The sequence below is a fragment of the Kocuria soli genome, from assembly GCF_003797835.1.
GTDB classification, from domain to species: domain Bacteria; phylum Actinomycetota; class Actinomycetes; order Actinomycetales; family Micrococcaceae; genus Kocuria; species Kocuria soli.
In genome coordinates, this window is record NZ_RKMF01000009.1 from 135,412 (window position 1) to 156,235 (window position 20,824).

Annotated in this window: 22 protein-coding genes and 1 other RNA gene; 9 read left to right on the plus strand and 14 right to left on the minus strand. The window is 66.5% G+C overall.

Annotation, left to right across the window (positions count from 1 at the left end; all coding sequences use genetic code 11):
- Positions 1-15: 15 nt before the first annotated feature.
- Positions 16-615 (plus strand): DUF459 domain-containing protein, encoded by a 600-nt coding sequence (locus EDL96_RS08085; protein ID WP_123825276.1) that lies wholly within the window; start codon positions 16-18, stop codon positions 613-615.
- Between the two features lie 173 nt (positions 616-788).
- Positions 789-863 (plus strand): 50S ribosomal protein bL37, encoded by a 75-nt coding sequence (locus tag EDL96_RS14035; RefSeq protein WP_397545869.1) that lies wholly within the window; start codon positions 789-791, stop codon positions 861-863.
- A gap of 136 nt (positions 864-999) precedes the next feature.
- Here EDL96_RS14035 and rsrA read toward each other — a convergent pair whose 3' ends face one another.
- Together rsrA and EDL96_RS08095 are read right to left on the minus strand one after the other, a co-directional pair.
- Positions 1,000-1,314 carry a mycothiol system anti-sigma-R factor gene (gene rsrA / locus EDL96_RS08090; protein WP_123825277.1) on the minus strand — a complete coding sequence of 105 codons (315 nt, stop codon included), beginning with the start codon at positions 1,312-1,314 and terminating at the stop codon, positions 1,000-1,002.
- A gap of 8 nt (positions 1,315-1,322) precedes the next feature.
- Entirely contained in the window at positions 1,323-2,204 is an 882-nt protein-coding gene (locus tag EDL96_RS08095) for a sigma-70 family RNA polymerase sigma factor (RefSeq protein ID WP_123825278.1), read from the minus strand.
- A gap of 295 nt (positions 2,205-2,499) precedes the next feature.
- Here EDL96_RS08095 and EDL96_RS08100 point away from each other — a divergent pair, with 295 nt between their 5' ends.
- The 4 genes from EDL96_RS08100 to hisN are packed head-to-tail and all read left to right on the plus strand — an operon-like array spanning position 2,500 to position 6,413.
- The gene (locus tag EDL96_RS08100; RefSeq protein WP_123825279.1) at positions 2,500-3,057 is read left to right on the plus strand and encodes a DoxX family membrane protein; all 558 of its coding nucleotides are present in this window, start codon (positions 2,500-2,502) and stop codon (positions 3,055-3,057) included.
- Between the two features lie 34 nt (positions 3,058-3,091).
- Positions 3,092-4,501: a 3-phosphoshikimate 1-carboxyvinyltransferase gene (gene aroA, locus EDL96_RS08105; protein WP_123825280.1), complete on the plus strand. Its 1,410-nt coding sequence runs from the start codon at positions 3,092-3,094 to the stop codon at positions 4,499-4,501.
- Complete coding sequence (gene rsgA / locus EDL96_RS08110) at positions 4,498-5,598, plus strand: ribosome small subunit-dependent GTPase A (RefSeq protein ID WP_123825281.1); 1,101 nt, start codon at positions 4,498-4,500, stop codon at positions 5,596-5,598. Before aroA ends, rsgA begins: the two co-directional genes overlap by 4 nt.
- A 23-nt stretch (positions 5,599-5,621) precedes the next feature.
- Positions 5,622-6,413 carry a histidinol-phosphatase gene (hisN, locus tag EDL96_RS08115; protein ID WP_123825282.1) on the plus strand — a complete coding sequence of 264 codons (792 nt, stop codon included), beginning with the start codon at positions 5,622-5,624 and terminating at the stop codon, positions 6,411-6,413.
- A 112-nt stretch (positions 6,414-6,525) separates the two neighbouring features.
- Here the strand turns inward: hisN and EDL96_RS08120 are convergent, their stop codons facing one another.
- From EDL96_RS08120 to prfB, 4 genes are all read right to left on the minus strand, one after another.
- Positions 6,526-7,176 carry a DUF4190 domain-containing protein gene (locus EDL96_RS08120; protein WP_123825283.1) on the minus strand — a complete coding sequence of 217 codons (651 nt, stop codon included), beginning with the start codon at positions 7,174-7,176 and terminating at the stop codon, positions 6,526-6,528.
- 138 nt (positions 7,177-7,314) lie between these two features.
- Positions 7,315-7,683: a transfer-messenger RNA gene (gene ssrA, locus EDL96_RS08125) on the minus strand.
- A 124-nt stretch (positions 7,684-7,807) separates the two neighbouring features.
- Positions 7,808-8,293 (minus strand): SsrA-binding protein SmpB, encoded by a 486-nt coding sequence (smpB, locus tag EDL96_RS08130; RefSeq protein WP_123825284.1) that lies wholly within the window; start codon positions 8,291-8,293, stop codon positions 7,808-7,810.
- 42 nt (positions 8,294-8,335) lie between these two features.
- Positions 8,336-9,457: a peptide chain release factor 2 gene (prfB, locus tag EDL96_RS08135; RefSeq protein WP_123825285.1), complete on the minus strand. Its 1,122-nt coding sequence runs from the start codon at positions 9,455-9,457 to the stop codon at positions 8,336-8,338.
- Between the two features lie 265 nt (positions 9,458-9,722).
- Here prfB and EDL96_RS08140 point away from each other — a divergent pair, with 265 nt between their 5' ends.
- The gene (locus tag EDL96_RS08140) at positions 9,723-10,172 is read left to right on the plus strand and encodes a hypothetical protein (protein WP_123825286.1); all 450 of its coding nucleotides are present in this window, start codon (positions 9,723-9,725) and stop codon (positions 10,170-10,172) included.
- Positions 10,173-10,263: 91 nt separating this feature from the next.
- On the plus strand, positions 10,264-10,692 hold the full coding sequence (locus EDL96_RS08145) for an LbetaH domain-containing protein (RefSeq protein ID WP_123825287.1): 429 nt from the start codon (positions 10,264-10,266) through the stop codon (positions 10,690-10,692).
- Positions 10,693-10,732: 40 nt separating this feature from the next.
- Here the strand turns inward: EDL96_RS08145 and EDL96_RS08150 are convergent, their stop codons facing one another.
- From EDL96_RS08150 to EDL96_RS08185, 8 genes are all read right to left on the minus strand, one after another.
- Positions 10,733-11,146, minus strand: coding sequence for a GNAT family N-acetyltransferase (locus EDL96_RS08150; RefSeq protein ID WP_158609555.1), 414 nt, complete (start codon positions 11,144-11,146; stop codon positions 10,733-10,735).
- A gap of 123 nt (positions 11,147-11,269) precedes the next feature.
- The gene (locus EDL96_RS08155) at positions 11,270-12,061 is read right to left on the minus strand and encodes an HpcH/HpaI aldolase family protein (protein WP_123825289.1); all 792 of its coding nucleotides are present in this window, start codon (positions 12,059-12,061) and stop codon (positions 11,270-11,272) included.
- Positions 12,046-12,831 (minus strand): 2-oxo-hept-4-ene-1,7-dioate hydratase, encoded by a 786-nt coding sequence (hpaH, locus tag EDL96_RS08160; RefSeq protein ID WP_123825290.1) that lies wholly within the window; start codon positions 12,829-12,831, stop codon positions 12,046-12,048. Before hpaH ends, EDL96_RS08155 begins: the two co-directional genes overlap by 16 nt.
- 11 nt (positions 12,832-12,842) lie before the next feature.
- Positions 12,843-14,009 carry a 3,4-dihydroxyphenylacetate 2,3-dioxygenase gene (gene hpaD, locus EDL96_RS08165; RefSeq protein ID WP_123825291.1) on the minus strand — a complete coding sequence of 389 codons (1,167 nt, stop codon included), beginning with the start codon at positions 14,007-14,009 and terminating at the stop codon, positions 12,843-12,845.
- An 83-nt stretch (positions 14,010-14,092) separates the two neighbouring features.
- The gene (gene hpaE, locus EDL96_RS08170; RefSeq protein WP_123825292.1) at positions 14,093-15,601 is read right to left on the minus strand and encodes a 5-carboxymethyl-2-hydroxymuconate semialdehyde dehydrogenase; all 1,509 of its coding nucleotides are present in this window, start codon (positions 15,599-15,601) and stop codon (positions 14,093-14,095) included.
- The gene (locus tag EDL96_RS08175) at positions 15,598-16,284 is read right to left on the minus strand and encodes a GntR family transcriptional regulator (protein WP_123825293.1); all 687 of its coding nucleotides are present in this window, start codon (positions 16,282-16,284) and stop codon (positions 15,598-15,600) included. The genes hpaE and EDL96_RS08175 overlap by 4 nt, the downstream gene beginning before the upstream one ends.
- Complete coding sequence (locus EDL96_RS08180; RefSeq protein ID WP_123825294.1) at positions 16,265-17,854, minus strand: fumarylacetoacetate hydrolase family protein; 1,590 nt, start codon at positions 17,852-17,854, stop codon at positions 16,265-16,267. Before EDL96_RS08180 ends, EDL96_RS08175 begins: the two co-directional genes overlap by 20 nt.
- Before the next feature lie 21 nt (positions 17,855-17,875).
- The gene (locus tag EDL96_RS08185) at positions 17,876-18,712 is read right to left on the minus strand and encodes an IclR family transcriptional regulator (RefSeq protein ID WP_233568775.1); all 837 of its coding nucleotides are present in this window, start codon (positions 18,710-18,712) and stop codon (positions 17,876-17,878) included.
- Positions 18,713-18,856: 144 nt separating this feature from the next.
- Between EDL96_RS08185 and EDL96_RS08190 the strand changes: the two genes are divergently transcribed.
- A complete protein-coding gene (locus EDL96_RS08190) occupies positions 18,857-20,752 on the plus strand; it encodes an FAD-binding monooxygenase (RefSeq protein ID WP_123825324.1) in 1,896 nt (631 codons plus the stop codon).
- The last annotated feature ends 72 nt before the right edge of the window (positions 20,753-20,824 follow it).

Genomic DNA, 20,824 nt, shown 5'->3' on the forward strand with positions numbered 1-20,824 from the left:
CGAAGAAGGACAGCTGTGGACCAACGCAGGATCAGAATTGTCGCGGTCGGTGACGAACTGCTGGCCGGCACCGGTGACCCCCGAGCTCTCGGATGGTACGGCCGTGTGCTGGCGCGGACCCCCCACGACGTCGTCCCGATTTCCTCGTACGTTCTGGCCGCTCCGGGCGAAGGTAGTGAGACCCTCAACGACCGCTGGTTCGGCGAGGCCGCTCGTCGGTTCTCGTCCGGAGCCGACAACCGCGTGGTCATCTCCCCGTCGACGGCGGACGTGGACCTGGGCATCACCACGGCACGTTCGCGGCTCAACATGGCCAACATCGTGGACACCGCATCCCAGAACAACATCAAGGTCCTGGTGGTCGGCCCTCCCCCCACGCTGGATGCGGATCGCAACCGGAAGATCGCTGACCTGTCTGCGGCCTACGCCGACGTGGTCACCCGCCGCAATCACATCTACGTGGACACCTTCAACCCGCTGCAGCACCACGAGCAGTGGCGCAAGGACCTCTCCGCCAACGACGGTCAGCCAGGCCAAGCCGGGTACGGTCTGATCGCCTGGCTGGTTCTGCACCGCGGGTGGTACTCCTGGCTGGACCTGCCCGAGCCTCAGTGACCGACCGACCGTTCGCGGCCTGTACTCACGCGGGTCAGCCTGTGTGCTTTGCCGCCGTTGGGTGGTGCGGGCTCGCGGATGTGCGAGAATGGTCGGCAGTGTCTCGCCCCGGAGCAGATTGGACCCGGGCGAGAATCTCAAGCCCATCCGGTCAGCACATCTAGGAGGTTCGCATGAGCAAGCGCGGACGCAAGCGTAAGGATCGCCGCAAGAACGGGGCGAACCACGGCAAGCGGCCCAACGCCTGAGACCTCACGCCCTCGCGGCGTGGATTCCTCAGCCGTTCGGCTACACATGGAAGGGGCCGGGCACTCACTGAGTGTCCGGCCCCTTCCATGTTCTCGTCCGGTTCCCCTCGCGGGACGGGCGGGATGACGGATGGCATCAGCCTCTCGGTGTCTCCCCGCAGGCCTCGTGGATGCGGGTCATGATCGCCGAGCGCAACGTGTCGGGCGCGGTCTCACTGCAGGAGCGCTTGACGACCGTCCGGATGACTTGTTCGAGCTCGCTCTCATGAGTGCAGTCCTCGCAGGACTCCAGGTGTGCGGCGATCTCCTTGAGGTCCTCGACGGTCAGCGCCCCGTCCAGGTACTCATAGATCCTCTCGACCTGTTCGCCACTGCATCCACACGGTGCTGCCGCACCGTCCAGCGGTGCGGAGGGAGCTGTTGACTCCTTCTGGATGGCTTGCTCGTTCATGCCTGCCCTCATGCTTCCTGCGGTCGGTGGTCGGTCGCGGCGCCGTCGGTCCCGGTGCCCGCTGCGGCCGTGACCGCTGCCTTCGCGCTCGTGGTGGCGCCCTGAGTCGTTGAGGTCTTGCGTCGGCCCGTGCCCGAGGTGTCGATGCCGCGGTCCGTCGCGTAGTCGGAGAGCTTCTCCCGTAGGAGCTTCCGCCCGCGGTGCAGCCTGGACATGACCGTTCCGATGGGCGTGGCCATGATGTCCGCGATCTCCTTGTAGGCGAAGCCCTCCACGTCCGAGAGGTAGATCGCCAGCCGGAACTCCTCCGGGAGGTCCTGGAGCGCCCGCTTCACGTCGGAATCGGGCAGGTGGTCCAATGCCTCGACCTCCGCCGACCGCAGCCCGGTCGACGAATGCTGTTCGGCCCGGTGCAGCTGCCAGTCCTCAACCGTGTCCGTGTTGGCCTGCTGCGGTTCGCGCTGACGCTTGCGGTACAGGTTGATGTAGGTGTTCGTCAGGATCCGGTACAGCCAGGCCTTGAGATTGGTCCCCGGCTTGTACTGGTGGTACGAGGAGAACGCTTTGGTGTAGGCCTCCTGGACCAAGTCCTCGGCATCCGCTGAGTTGCGTGCCATCCGCAGAGCGGCCGCGTAAAGCTGGTCGACGTACACCATCGCCTCGCGTTCGAAGCGCACGGCGCGTTCGGCGGGGGTCTCGTTGGCCACGTCCACGAAGCTGTCCTCCGCGGCGTCGTCCTCAGGGTTCCCCGCGGAGTCGTCGTGGTCGGGATCGATGCCCTCGAGTAGTTCTGGCGCGGGTTCTTGCGGCACACTCGCCTCCGGGTCGTTGCGCCCGTTGGGCTCCCCGGGCGAGCCCGGAGTGGTACGCACGGTGTCGTCGTCGTTCATTGCCGACAAGTCTAGGCCCGCGGTGCCCACGGTCGGCTCTCGGTCGAGCACAGCTGTTCGAGCGTCCACGGCCACATCGGCACCGTCCTTCCCGTTTGTCTCTGGCTCTCGTCTTTTGCTTGGCGCGTCATTGGCTGAATGGGCTGCACGTCCCTGACGCGACCACAAGCGGCAACAACCTGCCCGTCGCGAATGTTCCTGCCTCCCGTAAGGCTGGTTAGGATGGAACAGGTCGGAGGGCCGGGACGCAGGTTCCCGGCGTCGTTCGGCCCCCGTAAACGTCTAGGAGGACCCCATGAGCATCGTCCGCCGCATCGCACGTCCGCTGCTGGCCACCGGTTACATCGTCAACGGTATTGACAGCTTCCGTAACTCATCGGCAGCCGCAGAGCACCTCGATCCCGCTCTGAGCACCATGCGTCGTGCCGTCCCGCAGGCGGCCCCGGCTCTGAACAACTCCGCCGTCGTGGCGCAGGGCCTGGCCGCGGCTCAGGTCGCATCGGCTGCCATGTTCGCCCTCGGCAAGGCCCCCCGCCTGGCGGCCTCCGTGCTGGTCTCCACCACCGCGGTCAACGCGTACCTGGACTTCCGTGCCTCGGACAACGGCACCAAGGAACAGCGTGCCGCGCGTCGCAACTCCGCACTCAAGAACGTGTCCCTGGTGGGCGCCACCATGCTGGCCGCCGTGGACACCGAAGGCAGCCCGTCGCTGATGTGGCGCGCCGAGCACTTCGTCAACGACGTCCAGAAGCAGGCCGAGGGCATCGGCAAGGACGCCTCCAAGCGGTGGGAGCAGGCCCAGAAAACAGCCGCCAAGAAGGCCAAGAAGGCACAGAAGACGGCCTCCGCCTGATGCGCTGATCCGCGGATCAGCACCACAACCTGACATGCGCTCGAACGGAGAATTCGTGGTCCACGAAGAGTCCGGGAAAGCCACCGCAACAGAGCCGACCACGGTCCATCCACTGTGGTCGGCTCCGTTCGTGGGGGCCGACCCCGTCGAATCGTCGCTGACTGTCCCCGGCTCCAAGTCCTTGACCAACCGGTGGCTGGTTCTGGCTGCGTTGGCCGACGGACCGTGCCGGTTGCGTTCTCCCCTGCACTCCAGGGACTCCGCCCTGATGATCGCCGCGCTGCGGGAACTGGGCGCCACGATCACCGAGATCCCGGGCGATTCTCCGTACGGCCCCGATCTGGGCATCGAGCCCATCCCACGCCCCTTCACCGGTGGGGACGGGCAGCGTTCCGTGGACTGCGGTCTCGCAGGGACGGTCATGCGATTCGTGCCGCCACTGGCCGCCCTGATTCCAGGAGCCACTCAGTTCGACGGCGACCCCCACGCACGCAAGCGGCCGATGGGACCCGTGGTCCAGGCCCTGCGTGGGCTCGGCATCACGGTGGACGACGGCGGCGCCGGCGCCCTGCCGTTCACGATCCACGGCCCGGCCGAGGGTGGCACGGTGACCGGAGGTGTCCTGTCCGTGGATGCCGCCGGTTCCTCCCAGTTCGTGACCGCCATGTTGCTGGTGGGTTCGCAGTTCACAGAAGGCCTGACGCTGCGGCACGACTCCCCCGCCGGAGCCGCGGTGCCGTCGATGCCGCACGTCGAGATGACCGTCGACGTCCTGCACCAGGTGGGGGTGCGGGTGGATGATTCGGTGCCCGCACAGTGGACCGTTGCCCCCGGTCCGATTCGCGCCTTCGACGTGCGGGTGGAACAGGACCTGTCCAATGCGGGCCCGTTCCTGGCCGCCGCCGTGGTGACCGGTGGGACAGTCACCGTCCCGCACTGGCCGGAGGAGACCACTCAGGGTGGTGCTCACTGGGCGCAGATCCTCCCGCGCTTCGGCGCCACCGTCGATCTCCAGGACGGGCAGTTCACCGTGAGGGGGCCGAGCGTGGTCACCGGTGTGGACCTGGACCTGTCCGAAGCCGGTGAGCTGGCCCCCACGGTTGCGGCGATCTGCGCCGTGGCCACCTCCGAATGCCGGTTGCGCGGGATCGCCCACCTGCGGGGCCACGAAACCGACCGACTGGCCGCGCTGACCGCAGAGATCAACCGCCTGGGCGGGGACGCGGAGGAGACCGCCGACGGCTTGATCATCCGACCCGCCGCATTGCGAGGAGGCGAGTTCCGCTCCTACGACGATCACCGCATGGCCACCGCGGGCGCCGTGATCGGGCTGGTCGTTGACGGCGTACGGGTGGAGAACATCGCGACCACGGCCAAGACCCTCCCCCAGTTCCCCGAGCTGTGGGCGGACATGGTGACCGGGTCCGCGCGGGGGCGCGGATGAGCAACCGTCGGAATTCGGTGGACTACGACTGGGACGAATCCGACGTCCGGGTCCGGGCCAACAAGAAGGGCACCCGGCCCAGGACCAAGGAACGTCCGGCGTTCGAGGACGCGGAGACCGGCCGGGTGGTGACCGTGGACCGGGGCCGCTACACGGCGGTGGTGGCCGAGGACACCGACGACGAACGGTTGGTGACCGCAGTCCGTGCCAAGGCCCTGCGACGAACCCCGGTGGTCGCAGGGGATCTGGTGGGACTGGTCGGCGACACCACCGGCGCCCCGGACACCCTGGCCCGACTGGTGCGGCTGGAGGACCGTCGAACGCTGCTGCGGCGCAGTGCCGATGACACCGACCCCGTGGAACGCGTGGTGGTGGCCAACACGGACCAGTTGGTGATCGTGGTGGCTGCGGCGGACCCCGAACCGCGGACGGGATTCATCGACCGCTCCCTCGTTGCCGCCTACGACGCAGGGATCGAGCCCTTGTTGTGCATCACCAAGACGGACCTTCGGGATCCCGCCTGGTTGATCGAGCACTACCGTGCACTGGATCTGACGGTTCTGACCTCCGGCCCGGCCGGTGCGGGCTCCGAGGCCTCCGACGACTCCCTCCCCCTGGACCCCGCCTTGGTCCAACAACTGCGCGAACACGTGGACGGCAAGGTCTCCACCATGCTCGGCCACTCGGGGGTGGGAAAGTCCACCCTGGTCAACGCGCTCACGGGTGCGGACCGGGCCACGGGCGGAGTCAACGCCGTGACCGGACGTGGCCGCCACACGTCGTCGTCCGCTCTTGCGCTGCGCGTCCCGGACACGGGACCCGGGACGTGGATCATCGACACACCCGGGGTGCGGTCCTTCGGGCTCGCTCACGTGGACCCGGACCGGATCGTCGAGTCCTTCGACGAACTCGGCGAGGCCATCGCCGACTGCCCCAAGGGCTGCACGCACCTGGCAGACGCCGTGGGTTGTGCCCTGGACGCGTGGGTGGCCGACGGGCACGCGGGAGAGGCCGGGCCTGCTCGGCTGGAGTCCCTGCGCCGGTTGCTCGGGTCCGGGCGGGACGAGGAGCAGAACGAGAAGCACCTGGGGCGATGAGGTGATCGGCTAGCCTGGAGGTCATGCGATCTCCCAGCACCTACACCGATGACATGCGCCTTGCCCACGTACTCGCGGATGCCGTTGATGCCCTGACCACGCGCCGTTTCAAGGCCCAGGACCTGCAGGTGGAGACCAAGCCGGACCTGACGCCGGTCACCGACGCGGACCGGGAGGCGGAGCAGTTGATCCGCTCCCAGCTGGCCCGCGCCCGCGGGCGTGACAGTGTGCTGGGGGAAGAATTCGGCAGCACGGGCGGCGGCTCCCGCCAATGGGTGATCGACCCGATCGACGGCACAAAGAACTTTGTCCGCGGTGTTCCCGTGTGGGCCACCCTGATCGCCCTGATCGACGACGGCCAGCCCGTGGTGGGCGTGGTCTCCGCACCGGCTCTGGGCCGACGCTGGTGGGCTGCCACCGGGTCCGGGGCCTGGACCGGCCGTTCCCTGGCCAAGGCCGAACAGATCCGCGTGTCCCAGGTGGATCAGCTCGAGAACGCCTCCCTGTCCTTCTCGTCGCTGACCGGGTGGAAGGAACTCGGCCGACGCGACGCACTGATCGACCTGACCGACCGTGTGTGGCGGACGCGCGCCTACGGGGACTTCTGGTCCTACTGCCTGCTGGCCGAGGGGGCGGTGGACATCGCAGCCGAACCCGAACTGAACCTGCACGACATGGCCGCCCTGGTGCCGATCGTTGAAGAGGCCGGCGGACGGTTCACGGCACTGGACGGCACCCCCGGGCCGTTCGGCGGCAACGCCGCGGTCACCAATGGGCTGCTCCACGAACAGGTGCTCGAACTCATCGGCGACTGACCCGGGTACCCGCCACCGACGACGGCGCCCCTCGCCTTCCGTGAACTGTTCAGCGGAAGCCGAGGGGCGCCGTCGTTGACTCGGCTTTCACCGCGAAGGTCAGGAAGACAGGTCAGGAATTGGAAGTGTTGACGACGTCCTGGAGGCACTGCTCGTAGGCGGCCTGGTCCTGGTCCTCCATGTACTGCGAGATGCATTCCTGGGCGGCCGGATCCTGCATGATCTGCCAGGCCATTCCACCGACCACGATCCAGAAGGTCAGCGCAATGCCGCTGAGCACCAGGCCCACGATGCTGAGGATCAGGCCCGTGATGCCCAGCCCTTTGCCGGATCCGGGGAACTTGCGCGCCTTCATCAGAGCCATGATCGCGAAGACCAGACCCAGCAGGGCAAGTAGAGCCGTGAGGCCCAGGAAGAACAGGACGATGCTGATGATGCCCAGCACAAGCGCCGCGATGGCCAGGCCACGGCCCGGCGCCACAGGCGGGGCCACATAGGGCTGGTCGTACGGGTTCTGGTTGTTCCCGCCCGCCGCGGGGACGTAGTAGTTCTGGCCGCCGTGACCGGGCTGGCCGTACTGCGTCGGTTGAGCAGACTGGGCCGGAGCATGGTCGTTCCACGGCTCCTCGGCGTTCCGGCCGCCGTCGGGACCACCTTGCCCGGGCTGTGCGTACCGGCCCTGCTGGGCCTCCGGGACGCGCACACCGTACTGCGGGGGCTGTGCGGAAGGATCGTTCGTGTTCTGGGGACGTTCGTAGCTCACGTCGGTGGACCTCCGGTGCCTGGGTGTGCTCGGACTTGGACTGGTTCCAGTCTTCCACAGTGCAACCTGCAGGCCTGGTCGTACACAGACGAGGGCCGTCCCCACCGTGACGGTGGAGACGGCCCTCGTCTGAACAAATGGTGGAGATGGGGGGAATTGAACCCCCGTCCGGTGCAGTGTCATCAAGACTTCTCCGGGTGCAGTGTGCGTGTGATTTTCTCAGCCCTGGCCATCATGCACACAAGTGACCAACGGGCTCAGTCGCGTGAAAGTCCCTCAGCAGCCCGCGACGTGCTGCTGAAGCATTGGCCTTCTAGCTGATGCCAGGTCCCGGGCCGAAGGCGAACCCGGGCTGACAGACTGCTGTCGCTGAATCAGGCAGCGAGAGCGAAGTCAGTGCGCTTGGAATTGGCACTTATTGGTTTGCACAGAACGTTTACGAGATGACTGCGCATTCTCGACCCGCTTCTCTCGAATCGACTCACACCGTCGAAACCGATCATCCCCGTATGTGGTTGTCAACCAACTTCCGGAACCTCGCGTTCCCGCTGGATCCGGACGTTTCATCATAGCCGTCCACCGCCGCCGCGGACAAGGTGCATGAGGCAGCGACGACGGCGGAGGGCCGCACTCAGCGCATGTTGCGGTAACGCATCGCGCGCTGGGCCTCGCGGTTGTCCTGGGCCTCGCGCAGAGCCTGGCGCTTGTCGTACTCGCGCTTGCCGCGGGCCACGGCGATCTCGCACTTCACCCGCTTGCCGTCCACGAAGTACAGGCTCAGCGGCACGATCGTGAAGCCGGCTTCGCGGGTTTTCTGCTCGATCTTGGCCAGCTCGCTGGCGTGCAGCAGCAGCTTGCGGCGGCGCTTGGCGGAGTGGTTGGTCCAGGAACCCTGGAGGTACTCGGGGATGTGCACGTTCTCCAGCCACAGTTCACCGCGGCGATCGAATCCGCAGTAACCGTCGATCAGCGACGCACGCCCCATCCGCAGGGACTTCACCTCGGTACCCATCAGTGCCAGTCCGGCCTCGTAGGTGTCCAGGATCTCGTAGTCGTGCCGGGCTTTCTTGTTGTTCGCGACGATCCGGCGGCCGTCGTCGTTCTGTTTCTTTGCCATGTGTTTCTGGGTCCGCTCGATCCGCACCGCGACGGAGCAGACTTACTCCTCGGAAGCGTTGTTCAGGGCACCCGCGCGCCAGCGGATTCCGGCGTCGACGAACGCGTCGATGCCGCCGTCGAAGACCGACTGGGGGTTGCCCTCTTCGTGGTTGGTGCGCAGGTCCTTGACCATCTGGTACGGGTTGAGCACGTAGGAGCGCATCTGGTCGCCCCAGGATGCCTTGACGTCCCCGGCCAGTTCCTTCTTCTTGGCCTCTTCCTCCTGCTTGCGCTGCAACAGCAAACGGGACTGCAGCACGCGCAGGGCGGCCGCACGGTTCTGGATCTGCGACTTCTCGTTCTGCATGGACACAACGATGCCCGTGGGGATGTGGGTCATGCGCACGGCCGAGTCCGTGGTGTTCACGGACTGCCCGCCGGGGCCCGACGAGCGGAAGACGTCGATCTTCAACTCGGTCTCGGGGATCTCGATCGTGTCATCGGACTCGATCAGCGGGATGACCTCCACCGCCGCGAAGGAGGTCTGGCGGCGGCCCTGGTTGTCGAACGGGGAGATGCGCACCAGGCGGTGCGTCCCGGCCTCGACGGACAAGGTGCCGAACGCGTAGGGCGCCTTGACCTCGAAGGTTGCGGACTTGAGCCCGGCCTCTTCTGCGTAGGAGGTGTCCAGGACCTTGGTGGTGTAGCCGTGGCGCTCGGCCCACCGGAGGTACATGCGCATCAGGATTTCCGCGAAGTCCGCCGCGTCCACTCCGCCCGCGCCGGAGCGGATGGTCACCACGGCGTCGCGTTCGTCGTACTCACCGGAGAGCAGCGTGGTGATCTCCAGGTCGGCCAGGGACTTCTTGACCGACTCGAGCTCCTCCCCCGCCATCTCCAGGGTGTCGGCGTCGTCCTCCTCCTCGGCGAGCTGCACCATGACCTCAACGTCGTCGATCCGGCTGGCGAGCTCGTCCAGGCGCTTGAGCTCCGCCTGCTTGTGGGACAACTTGGAGGTCACCTTCTGGGCGGACTCGGGATCGTCCCACAGGTCGGGTGCAGCCGCCTGTTCGTTGAGGTCTGCGATGTCCGCGCGCAGTTGATCCACGTCGGACACCGCCGCGATGGAGTCATAGGTCGAGCGCAGGTCACGCAGTTCCGCGGGAAAATCGATGGAGGCCATAGCTGTACAGCTTAGTTCATGGCGGCAAACCGCTGAGTTCATGGGCGCAAACCACACTCGACGCCGTCGTCGCCCTTTCCCCTTCCGCCGAACCCTCGCGAAACTCGCTGATCCACCCGCGATTGCCGAGTTTCGAGAGGGTTCGGCGGAAGGGGAAGCGGGAGGGCAGGCGCCCGGTTCGGCACCTTGCTTCCGTGGAAGGGCCATCCGGGAGACAATCGCAGGGACGCCCATCTCCGGTGGGCCAACGCCCGGAAGGAACCCCATGCCGTCACTGTCTCTGAATCCGTTTAAGCTGGCCGAGAATCTTCTCGACTTCGACGACAAGAACCTGGGGCGCAAGGGCGAGGTGGTCGACGACATGATCGACCTGCGCAAGAAGATCGCCGAGTACCAGAGCGGGCAGGACACCTGGGACATCTGGTCTACCGTCACTCGGGAGAAGATCCAGTGGTCGCGCGTGGACATCATCCCCACCTACCTGGTGGACCGGATCGATCAGATCCTGGACATCATCGACCCTCGAGCCCGTGAGGACTGGCGCGACCGTGACATCGCCCTGACCACGCTGGACAAGCTCATCACGGACCAGATCCGGATAAACACCTGCCCCGATGCGCTGCTCCGGCAGGTCAAGCAGCTTAAGTATTGGCGCGACGGCGCCTGGAAGCGCTACCCCCTGCGGGCCGAGCACCGGCAGCTGCCGGAATGGTGAGGTCTTCGCGACTGACCTAGTCTGGCCTTGTCACGAAGACCCCCCGCTTCGTGCTGCACCTTGGACCGAACCGTTTCATGAGGAGCGCACAGTGGGACTTCCCGAACGTCTGGTGAGCAAACGCGGATCACGACTGGCAAGGCTGGCTCTGATGCCCTTCAACATCTCCATCCCGGCCGCCGTGGAGATCGGCAAGGACTTCCGGCTGGTGCACTACGGCTTCGGGACGATCATCCTGCCCGAGGTGACCATCGGTGATCGCGTTCGGATTTATCACCAGGTCACGGTGGGGCGTAAGGACGCGCATCTGACCCGCGACCAGTCGGGTTTCGAGCGAATCGTGATTGGCGACGACGTCGTCCTGTTCCCCGGGTGCAAAGTGCTCGGTGGCCCCGGCGTCACGACGATCGGCAACGGCACCATGATTGGCGCCAACGCCGTGTTGCTGACCTCCACCGGCGAGAACGAGATCTGGGCCGGCAACCCCGCCCGCTTGGTGGGGCACCGCAAGGACCTATAGCGACGGCCCCTGTCCGCCGAACCCTCCCGAAACTCGTCCATCAACCCGTGATCCGCGAGTTTCGCGAGGGTTCGGCGGGATGTACGGGCCGCTCCCACAGAGCACAGGTGGTTGAGACCCTGCCGGACGTGTACGGCTTGATCACACCGGTTGGTTCATAGCCCATGGCCGCCCAGAACGGTTCCGCAGCGTCCCGGTTGGTCTGCACAATGTCAAGTTGGATTCGGTCGACCTCAGCCCAGTGGTTCACCTCATCCAGAAGCGCAGCGTGGAATCGGGACCCCAACCCCTCGTGTTGCCGCGCACCACGAACCATCAACAGCCCGATGTACGCCATCTCGGTGGACGGGTAGCCACGAATGACGTCGGCAAAGGCCAAGAGATTGTCGTCGTCGCCCAACCATCCGAAGCCGTACTTGGCGTCCGCTGATGTGTCTGGCGGCAGCGTGGTCAACTTAAGGTGAGCCGCTCCGGGACCGGGCGGGTGGCCCTCAACTCGTTGAAAGTACCCCGGGGTCGCCTCGTAGAGCGCTTGTAGGGCCGCAACATCATCTTCCGTGATGGGACTCAGCAAGACTCAGCGGCCCCAGGTGCCTGCGGTGGCGCGCATGCCTTGGGCGAGAACGGTGACGTCCGAGGTAACGGCGATGAAATCCGCTCCGGCATCGGCGTACTTCTGCGCCTGAGCCGGGTCGAACGCGTTGACGCCCACGCGCTTGCCCGCGGCCTTGACGGCCTGGAACACGGTGTCCACGGCAGCCAAGACCTCCGGGTGCGTCTGCTGCCCCAGGTGGCCCATGGACGCCGCAAGGTCCGAAGGCCCCACGAACACCGCGTCCACACCGTCCACCGCGGCGATCTCGGCTGCGTTCTCGACGGCGGTAGCCGACTCAATCTGCACTGTCAGTGAGACCAGCTCGTGGGCACGAGTCAGGTAGTTCTCCACCCCGTTCCAGCGCGCCGAACGGGCCAGGGCGCTACCAACCCCGCGAACACCACGCGGCGGGTAGAACATCGTGGCGGAGGCCTGCTCGGCCATCTGCCGGGTGTCGACCATGGGCACGATGATGTTCTGCGCACCGAGATCCAGGAACATCTTGATCAACGCGGTGTCCAGCGCGGGCACCCGCACCACGGGAGTGGCCGGGTAGGGCGCGATGGCGCGTAGCAACTCCGCCGTGGATTCGAGCCCGATCGGCGAGTGCTCACCGTCCAGGAGGATCCAGTCGAGTCCCGACGACGCCGTGATCTCCGCGGCAACCGGTGAACCCGAGCAGACCCAGCCACCGATCAGCGCCGGATCACCAGCCCCATCAGCAGCCGCGAGGCGATCCCCGAAGGTCGGCGGCAGCTCTACACGAAACGGCATGTGATTGCCCCCAGCTCGTTGTAGTCCGCGTGCACGGTGTCCCCCGCCTCGACCCACATGGGGCGGGTGAAGGACCCGGCAAGAATCACCTCGCCGGCTTTGAGGCCGTCGTCATGCTCGGCAAGCTTGTTGGCCAGCCACGCCACCCCGGTGGCGGGATGATTCAGGACGGCCGCGGCCACCCCGGATTCCTCGATCGTCTCGTTGCGGTACAGCAGTGCCGAGACCCAGCGCAGGTCGACGGCGTCCGGGGCCACGGGCCGTCCACCCAGCACCATGGCGCCCAGGGCAGCGTTGTCCGAGATGGTGTCGACGATGGTCCGTCCCTCCATCTCGATCCGCGAGGACAGGACTTCCAGGGCCGGCACCACGTACTCGGTAGCACGCAGGACGTCGAAGATCGAGACATCGGGCCCGGTCAGATCGTTCTTCAGCACGAATGCGAGTTCGACCTCGATCCGCACGTTGGAGTACTGGCCGTGCTCGATCACGGAACCGTTCTCGTAGACCTGGTCGGCGAAGATCGTCCCGTAGTCCGGTTCGGTGATCCCGGTGGCCACTTGCATGACCTTGGACGTCAGGCCGATTTTGCGCCCGGCCACGCGACGGCCGGCCTGGATCCCGCGCTTGCGCCACTCGTTCTGCACCGCGTAGGAGTCCTCCACGGTCATCTCCGGGTACTGGGCGGTCAAGCGCGGGATCATGGTCCGCTCCGCCTCTGCCCGCGCGAGGTCGTCGGCAATCGTGCTGAGCTGGTCCTGCTCCAACATGAGTCAGCTCCTCACAGCTGGTTGCCGAGCTTGTACTCGCCCTGCTTCCATTCGGGCATGGACTCTGCACCTTCCTCCGCGCGGGTGTAGGAGAACCCGTCCGCGCCGATGGTCACGGCCATCTCGGAGTCATCCGTACGGGCCACCACGGGGACGGGGTTGCCGTCCAGGTCGAGCACGGTGGACGCTTCCGTGTACCAGGAGGGAACCACGGGGTTGCCCCACCAGTCGCGGCGCTGGTTGTCGTGGACGTCCCAGGTCACAACGGGGTTGTCCGGGTCTCCGGTGTAGTAGTCCTGCGTGTAGATCTCCACACGGTGCCCGTCCGGATCCCGCAGGTAGAGGTAGAACGCGTTGGAGACACCGTGACGGCCGGGGCCGCGTTCGATCCGGTCGGACATCCGAAGCGCGCCGAGCTTGTCGCAGATGGCCAGGATGTTGTGCTTCTCGTGCGTCGCGAACGCGACGTGGTGCATCCGCGGGCCGTCGCCACCGGTCATGGCGGTGTCGTGAACGGTCGGCTTGCGACGCATCCACGCGGCGTAGACGGTCCCCTGCTCGTCCTGGATGTCCTCCGTGACGCGGAATCCCAGGTCCTGCATGAACTTGGTGGCTCGGGGAACGTCCGGGGTGACCTGGTTGAAGTGGTCCAGACGGACCAGGGCCCCCGGCGTGTAGAGGTCGTAGCGCCAGGCCAGTCGCTCCACGTGCTCGACGTCGTAGAAGAACTCGTACGGGAAGCCCAGCGGATCCTGCACTCGAACGGAATCACCGATGCCCTTGGTGAAGCCCTCGGCCTTGCGCTCCACGCGGCAGCCGAGCTCCTCGTAGAAAGCGACGGCGCGGTCCAACTCCTCTGGGCTGCGGACGCGGTAGGAGAACACGGCGACGGCGGCCTGCGGGCCCTTGCGCAGCACCAGGTTGTGATGGATGAACTCTTCGATGGACCGAAGGTAGACGGTGTTCTCGTCCTCCTCGGTCACGGTCAGGCCCAACACGTCCACGTAGAAGTTGCGGGATCGCTCCAGGTCCGTGACCACCAGTTCCATGTACGCGCAGCGCAGGATGTCGGGCGCAGGCACGGACGGGGTGGGAATCGGGTTCTCGGAAACGATCGGAGCTTCCTGGGAAACGTAGAAGCCGGAGGAGGTCAGGGTGCGGTCTTCGAGGTGAGTCATGGCGGCGTCCTTGCTGTCGTGACGGGTGGTGGATCGTTGACGAACCCGGACGGACGGAGGCCCTGCCCGCCCGGTGGATCGGGTTACTGCTGCTTGCCGAACACGGGGTTGTGGACCTCGCCCAGGTTGATGTGCACGGCCTGCTGGTCGGTGTAGAAGTCGATCGACCGGTAGCCGCCCTCGTGGCCCAGGCCGGAGGCCTTGACACCGCCGAACGGGGTGCGCAGGTCACGCACGTTGTTGGAGTTCAGCCACACCATGCCTGCCTCCACGTTCTGCGCGAAGTTGTGTGCACGCTTGAGATCGTTGGTCCAGATGTAGGCCGCCAGGCCGTACTTGGTGTTGTTGGCCAGTTCCAGCGCCTCCTCCTCCGTGTCGAACGGGGTGATGGCGACGACGGGGCCGAAGATCTCCTCCTGGAAGATCCGAGCATCCGGGGCCACGTCCACGAACACGGTCGGCTGAACGAAGTTGCCCTCCGGGAAGCCTTCCGGGCGACCGCCACCGGCCACGAGTCGGCCTTCGGACTTGCCGATTTCCACGTAGGACATGACCTTGTCGAAGTGCTCGGGGTGCACCAGGGCACCCACCTCGGTGGTGGGGTCGGAGGGCAGACCGACCTTGACCCGCTGCGCCTGGGCCGCGTACCGCTCCACGAACTCGTCGTAGATGCCTCGCTGCACCAGGATGCGTGAACCGGCGGTGCAGCGTTCCCCATTGAGGGAGAACACACCGAAGATCGTGGCGTCGATCGCGGTCTCCAGGTCGGCGTCGTCGAACACGACGGCCGGAGACTTGCCACCCAGCTCCATGGACAGGCCCTTGAGGAAGGGTGCGGAGTTGCCGAAGATGATCTGCCCGGTACGGGACTCGCCCGTGAAGGAGATCAGGGGAACGTCCGGATGCTTGACCAGCGCGTCGCCGGCGTCCTCACCGAACCCGTTGACCAGGTTGAACACGCCCTGCGGCAGCCCGGCCTCCTCGAAGATCCCGGCCCACAGGGAGGCGGACAGCGGGGTGAACTCGGCGGGCTTGAGCACCACGGTGTTACCCGTGGCGATCGCCGGCGCCAGCTTCCAGGACTCGAGCATGAACGGGGTGTTCCAGGGCGTGATGAGCCCGGCCACACCGATCGGCTTGCGGTTGACGTAGTTGGCTTGGCGCCCGGGCACCTTGTAGGCGTCGTCGATCTGGGCCACGATCAGGTCCGCGAAGAAGCGGAAGTTCTCGGCGGCACGGCGAGCCTGGCCGAGGGCCTGCTTGATCGGCAGACCGGAGTCGTAGGACTCCATCTCCGCCAGGACCTGTTCGCGCGACTCCACGATGTCGGCGATCTTGTTGAGCACCCGGGAGCGCTCACGCGCCAGCATCTTGGGCCAGGGGCCCTCCTCGAATGCCTTCTTGGCCGCGGCCACTGCCGCCTCGACGTCTTCCTTCTGGCCCGCGGCGGCCTGGATGTAGGTCTGGTTGGTCACGGGATCGATGACGTCGAACGTCGCCCCGTTCTGGGAATCGACGAATGCGCCGTCGATGTAGTGCTGAATGCGTTCGGGCAGGTTCTCCGGCCGGGCGGTGGCGTTGTTCTCGGTCACGGGGTCTCCTTCTGACTCTTGATGTAGCTGCGCAGGGTGTTCGTGCGGTGTTCCCGCGCGGCCTGTTCGATCTGGTGGGCGGGGGCGCCGGACTCGATGAGGTCGATGATCTGGTCGTGTTCGGCCACGGATTCACGGGCGCGGTCCGGGACGAAGGTGAACGTCGAGTCCCGAAGGTGCCCCAGTCGCTCCCATTCGGCGTCCACGAGTTCGTTGAGCCGGGCGTTGGGGCAGCGGTCGAAGAGCACCCGGTGGAACGCGTGGTTGGTCTCCGTGAACACGTGCGGATCGAAATCGTCCAGGGATGCGGCCATCCGGGCGTTGAGCTCCTTGGCCCTGACCAGGTCCTCGGCCTCCACGTGCGGGGCCGCGAGCGCCGTGGCGGCACCTTCCAGGATTCCCAGGGACTCCATCGAGTCCTGGTACCGCGACTCGTCGACCATGGACACGTGCGCCCCGACGTTGCGGGTGAAGGTGACCAGGCCTTCGGCCTCGAGCTGACGGATGGCTTCACGCACCGGGACCACACTCATGTCCAACGCGGTGGCGATCGTGCTGAGCACGAGCCGGTACCCGGGAGCGAATTCCTGGGTGGAGATGCGCTCCTTGATCCAGTGGTACGCCGTCTGCGCCTTGCTCAGACCGGCATCGGGCTGCTGGGTCTCAGTTGCGTTCGGTGCCATCGCCGACTCCTTCCGCAGAATTGGTCGGAAGGTTGCCGGCAAGGTCGGCCGGAGAGTCGGCCCCGTGGTTCGGCGCCGGGTTCTCGGCCAGCCATTCCTGAAACTTCTGCTTCCACTCACCGGTGGGCGGGAACAGGCCGTCCACGGGGTTGCCTTCGGCCACGCGGTCGAAGACCCACGAGTCCTCGTGCTCCTTCGCCAGGGCTTCGTCGGCCACTTCTTCGGCCAGGGCCCGAGGAATGACGACGACGCCGTCGTCGTCCCCCACGATCACGTCCCCCGGGATCACCGTGGCGTTGCCGCAAGCCACCGCCACGTCCGATTCCCACGGCACGTGCTTGCGTCCCAGGACGGCCGGGTTGCTGGTCTGGGAGAACACCGGCAGGCCGATCTCCAGCACGGCCGCGCTGTCCCGGACACCGCCGTCGGTGACCACCCCGGCGGCACCATTGGCCTTGGCCCGAAGCGCCAGGATGTCGCCCAGGGTTCCCGACCCTGGTTCGTTGCGCGCCTCGATGACCAACACCTCGCCGGGTCGGACGGCGTCGAAGGCACGCTTCTGCGCGTTGTAGCCACCACCGTGGGACTTGAAGAGGTCTTCGCGGCCGGGCAGGAACCGCAGTGTCTTGGCTGTGCCGACCATCTTGGTCCCGGGCGCGCCGGGGTACACGTTCTCGATGACCACCTGGTTCAGACCGCGCTTGCGAAGCTGCGCGGACAGCCCCGCGGTGGGCGCCGCCATGAGCTTGTTCCGCAGCGCCTGAGGGAGGTCAGCGGCGTCGTCTGCGGCGTCCTGGGCTGGCGTGGGGCCCAGCCCGGCAGCCTCCCGCGATCCCCAGGCGTCTTCGCGCTGGGCGTCGTCGACCTGCGGTGTGGTGCCGAGTGCCGGGTCGAAATCGCCCGGGCCCTCGACCACCGTGGTCCGCAGCCGGCCCGAACTCGGGGCCCCGGGAGCGGTCGGGGCATCGACCTCCACCTCGACGACGTCGCCGGGCACCATCACGGAGGAACCGGCCGGGGTGCCCGTGAGAATCACGTCACCGGTGTTCAGGGTCATGTGCTGGGAGAGATCTGCGACGAACTGGGCCAGCGGGAAGATCAGCTGCGCCTCCCCCGTGGTGTCCTCCTGGACGAGTTCGCCGTTGACCCAGGTGCGGACCCGCAGACCGGCGGGATCCACGGTGCGGGCGTCGATCAGCTCCGGGCCGATCGGGGTGTACCCGTCACGACCTTTGGAGCGGAGGTTCGAGCCCTTGTCGGGGGCTCGGTAGTCGTAGATGCCCAGGTCGTTGGACGCCGTCACGGCCGCCACGTGGTCCCACGCCTCGGCCAGCGGGACGTTGCGGGCAGGTTCGCCGATCACCAAGGCGATCTCGCCTTCGAACGCGAGCAGCTCGGTTCCGGCCGGGCGTTCGACGGTTCCTTCCGAACCCGAGACCGAGCTGTTGGTCTTGAGGAAGTAGGACGGTTGGGCGGGTTTGCGCCCGCGCTGGGCCGCCCGTGACTCGTAGGCCACATGGACCGCGATCACTTTGCCCGGGTTCACGGGTGCCGCAGGATTGCTCGCCATGTCAAACCTTTCCACGCTGGGTCAGAGCCTCTGATTCCGGATCGTATATGATCCTGGAAGGGTCAACAAGTAGCCTGGCTCACTTTCTCCGAGGGCGTGACGGACACCGGCCACGACCTCGTGCAGCCTCTCCGCGATCCCCCCGGCCCCCACCGGCGGCCCCACGAAGAGCGCAGCGACCGACGCCGCACGACCGTCCGGCAGTGCCAGAGGAACCGCAACCGCGCCCAGACCGGGGATCACTTCGTCCGTGGATTCGGCCCAGCCCCGCCCCCGAACGCGCTCCACCTCGTGTTTCAGATCCTCCGACCCGATGCCCGACTCCGAATCAACCGGCCACAGGTCATCGGACAAGGCCGCCAGGACGGCTCGCCCGCTGGCTCCGCGCGTCAGTGAGTGGCGCGTACCGGGACGCTGGGCCACCACGGCCACCGCTCGCGGAGGCTCGACGCTGGCAAAGGTGACACACTCCGCGTCCTCCCGGAGCGCGACGAAGCACGTGAGCCCCAGATCCTCACTCGCGCGCGTCAGTTCAGGAACGACGATCGCCCGGAGATCCACTTCCACCCGTGAGGCCAAGGCGGCCAGCCCCACCCCCAGACTCAACTGTCCGGATGCTCCGCGCTGCACCAGACCGTGCGCTTCGAGCGTTCGGATCAACCTGTACGCAACCGATCGGTGCACCCCCAGCTGGGCCGCCACCTCGTCGATGGCCAACGGGCCACCGGCCTCCGCCAGCACCTCGAGGATGCGGATGCCTCGACTGAGGGTCTGCGACCCCACGGCAGCCTGCCCTTTGGGCGCGCTCGCGCGAACCTCGTCCTCGGGCAATCCCGCCCGGGCCTGCGGCGTCGTCACGCTTGTCGTTCTCGGCACTTCGTCCTCCGTCGTGACCCTTGTCACCCCTCGGTGAACCGTATATGATCCAGTTCACAATTCGATATCTGACAATGATGTTCCATTATCGAACCTGAACTTTCAAGGGGTGCAGCCCGCATGACCATGCAGTTCCATCACCACGGATACGTGTCCACGGACCCGCGCGTTCAGCCCGCAGCCGGGAACGGCGTCGATCGGCCCACCGAGCTGCCCGATCAGATGGACGTGCTGGTCGTCGGCACGGGCCCCGCCGGAATGATCACGGCGGCCCAGCTCTCGCAGTTCCCGAACGTCAACACCCGCATCATCGAGAAGCGTCCCCACCGCCTGGAGATCGGCCAGGCCGACGGAATCCAGGCCCGCAGCGTGGAGACCTTCCAGGCCTTCGGATTCGCCAACCGGCTGATCGACGAGGCGTACCACATCACCGAGATGAACTTCTGGAAGCCCGATCCCGCGGACCCCGCAAAGATCGTCCGCACGGCCCGCACCAAGGACGACCCCAACGGTGTGAGCGAGTTCCCCCACCTGATCGTCAACCAGGCCCGCATCCTGGACTACTTCGCGGAGTTCTCCCTGCTCTCCCCCGGCCGCGTGGAACCGGACTACGGGATCGAGTTCGTGGACCTGACGGTTCACCCGGACGGCGAGTACCCCGTGGAGGTCCGGGTTCGCCACACCGCCGGCGAGCGCGAAGGTGAGGAGCGCACCGTGCGCGCCAAGTACGTCGTCGGTTCCGACGGCGCCCGTTCCGGCGTCCGCACCTCCATCGGGCGCAAGCTCTCCGGCGACCAGGCCAACCACGCGTGGGGCGTCATGGACGTCCTGGCCGTCACCGATTTCCCGGACATCCGCACCAAGTGCGCCATCCAGTCCCAGTCCGGCGGCTCCATCCTGTTGATCCCCCGCGAAGGCGGGCACCTCTTCCGCATGTACGTGGACCTCGGCGAAGTTCCGTTGGAAGGCAGTGCCGCCGTTCGCGCGACCACCATCGAAGAGATCATCGAACGCGCCAACAAGATCATGGCCCCGTACACGGTGGACGTGAAGAACGTGGCCTGGCACAGCGTGTACGAGGTGGGACACCGGCTGACCGACGCGTTCGACGACGTCGGAGACGCCGACACCGACATCGACTCCCCCACCCGCACACCGCGCGTCTTCATCACCGGCGACGCCTGCCACACCCACTCCGCCAAGGCCGGTCAGGGCATGAACGTGTCCATGCAGGACGGGTGGAACCTGGCTTGGAAGCTCGGACACGTCGTCGAAGGCCGATCCCCCGAATCCCTGCTGCGGACCTACTCGGGTGAACGGCAGGTGATCGCCAAGAACCTCATCGACTTCGACAAGGAATGGTCCACCTTGATGGCCACCAAGCCCGAGGACCTGGAAGACCCCTCCTACCTCGAGGACTTCTACGTCAAGACGGCCGAATTCCCCGCAGGTTTCATGACCGAGTACCAGCCGTCCATGATCACCGGTGACACCGAGCACCAGGACCTGGCAACGGGCTACCCGGTCGGCAAGCGCTTCAAGTCCGCGCGAGTCGCCCGCGTGTGTGACACGAACCCGCTGCACCTGGGTCACCAGGCCGTTGCCGACGGCCGCTGGCGCATCTACGTCTTTGCCGACGCCCAGAACACGGCCGCGCAGGAGTTCGGCGAATGGTTGGGCACCTCCCCCGACTCCCCCGTGGTCGCCCACACCGCCGGCTTCGGCACCGCGGGTCAGGACGACGACGCCCTGTTCGACGCGCGGGTGATCTACCAGCAGCCGCACGAAGAGGTGGACATCAGCACTGTCCCCGCGGTATTCAAGCCGAAGGTGGGGCCGTTCGACCTGCACACGTGGGAGAAGGTCTACGCGACCCTGCCGGAGGAGGACATCTTCGAGGAGCGCGGCATCTCGCGCGAGGGCGCCGTCGTCGTCGTTCGCCCGGACCAGTACGTGGCAGCGGTGCTGCCGCTGACGGACAAGACCGCCCTGACGGAGTTCTTCAAGCCGATCTTCCGGTAGCCCCTCCCGCCGAACCCTCGCGAAACTCGCCCTTCACCCCCTGAAGCGCGAGTTTCGCGAGGGTTCGGCCGT

Excerpts from the sequence above, each read along its gene's own strand:
- rsrA (WP_123825277.1), bottom strand. The coding sequence starts at position 1,314 with ATGAACGAGCAAGCCATCCAGAAGGAGTCAACAGCTCCCTCCGCACCG.
- EDL96_RS08095 (WP_123825278.1), bottom strand. The coding sequence starts at position 2,204 with ATGAACGACGACGACACCGTGCGTACCACTCCGGGCTCGCCCGGGGAG.
- EDL96_RS08100 (WP_123825279.1), top strand. The coding sequence starts at position 2,500 with ATGAGCATCGTCCGCCGCATCGCACGTCCGCTGCTGGCCACCGGTTAC.
- aroA (WP_123825280.1), top strand. The coding sequence starts at position 3,092 with ATGCGCTCGAACGGAGAATTCGTGGTCCACGAAGAGTCCGGGAAAGCC.
- rsgA (WP_123825281.1), top strand. The coding sequence starts at position 4,498 with ATGAGCAACCGTCGGAATTCGGTGGACTACGACTGGGACGAATCCGAC.
- hisN (WP_123825282.1), top strand. The coding sequence starts at position 5,622 with ATGCGATCTCCCAGCACCTACACCGATGACATGCGCCTTGCCCACGTA.
- smpB (WP_123825284.1), bottom strand. The coding sequence starts at position 8,293 with ATGGCAAAGAAACAGAACGACGACGGCCGCCGGATCGTCGCGAACAAC.
- prfB (WP_123825285.1), bottom strand. The coding sequence starts at position 9,457 with ATGGCCTCCATCGATTTTCCCGCGGAACTGCGTGACCTGCGCTCGACC.
- EDL96_RS08140 (WP_123825286.1), top strand. The coding sequence starts at position 9,723 with ATGCCGTCACTGTCTCTGAATCCGTTTAAGCTGGCCGAGAATCTTCTC.
- EDL96_RS08155 (WP_123825289.1), bottom strand. The coding sequence starts at position 12,061 with ATGCCGTTTCGTGTAGAGCTGCCGCCGACCTTCGGGGATCGCCTCGCG.
- hpaH (WP_123825290.1), bottom strand. The coding sequence starts at position 12,831 with ATGTTGGAGCAGGACCAGCTCAGCACGATTGCCGACGACCTCGCGCGG.
- hpaD (WP_123825291.1), bottom strand. The coding sequence starts at position 14,009 with ATGACTCACCTCGAAGACCGCACCCTGACCTCCTCCGGCTTCTACGTT.
- EDL96_RS08175 (WP_123825293.1), bottom strand. The coding sequence starts at position 16,284 with ATGGCACCGAACGCAACTGAGACCCAGCAGCCCGATGCCGGTCTGAGC.
- EDL96_RS08180 (WP_123825294.1), bottom strand. The coding sequence starts at position 17,854 with ATGGCGAGCAATCCTGCGGCACCCGTGAACCCGGGCAAAGTGATCGCG.
- EDL96_RS08190 (WP_123825324.1), top strand. The coding sequence starts at position 18,857 with ATGCAGTTCCATCACCACGGATACGTGTCCACGGACCCGCGCGTTCAG.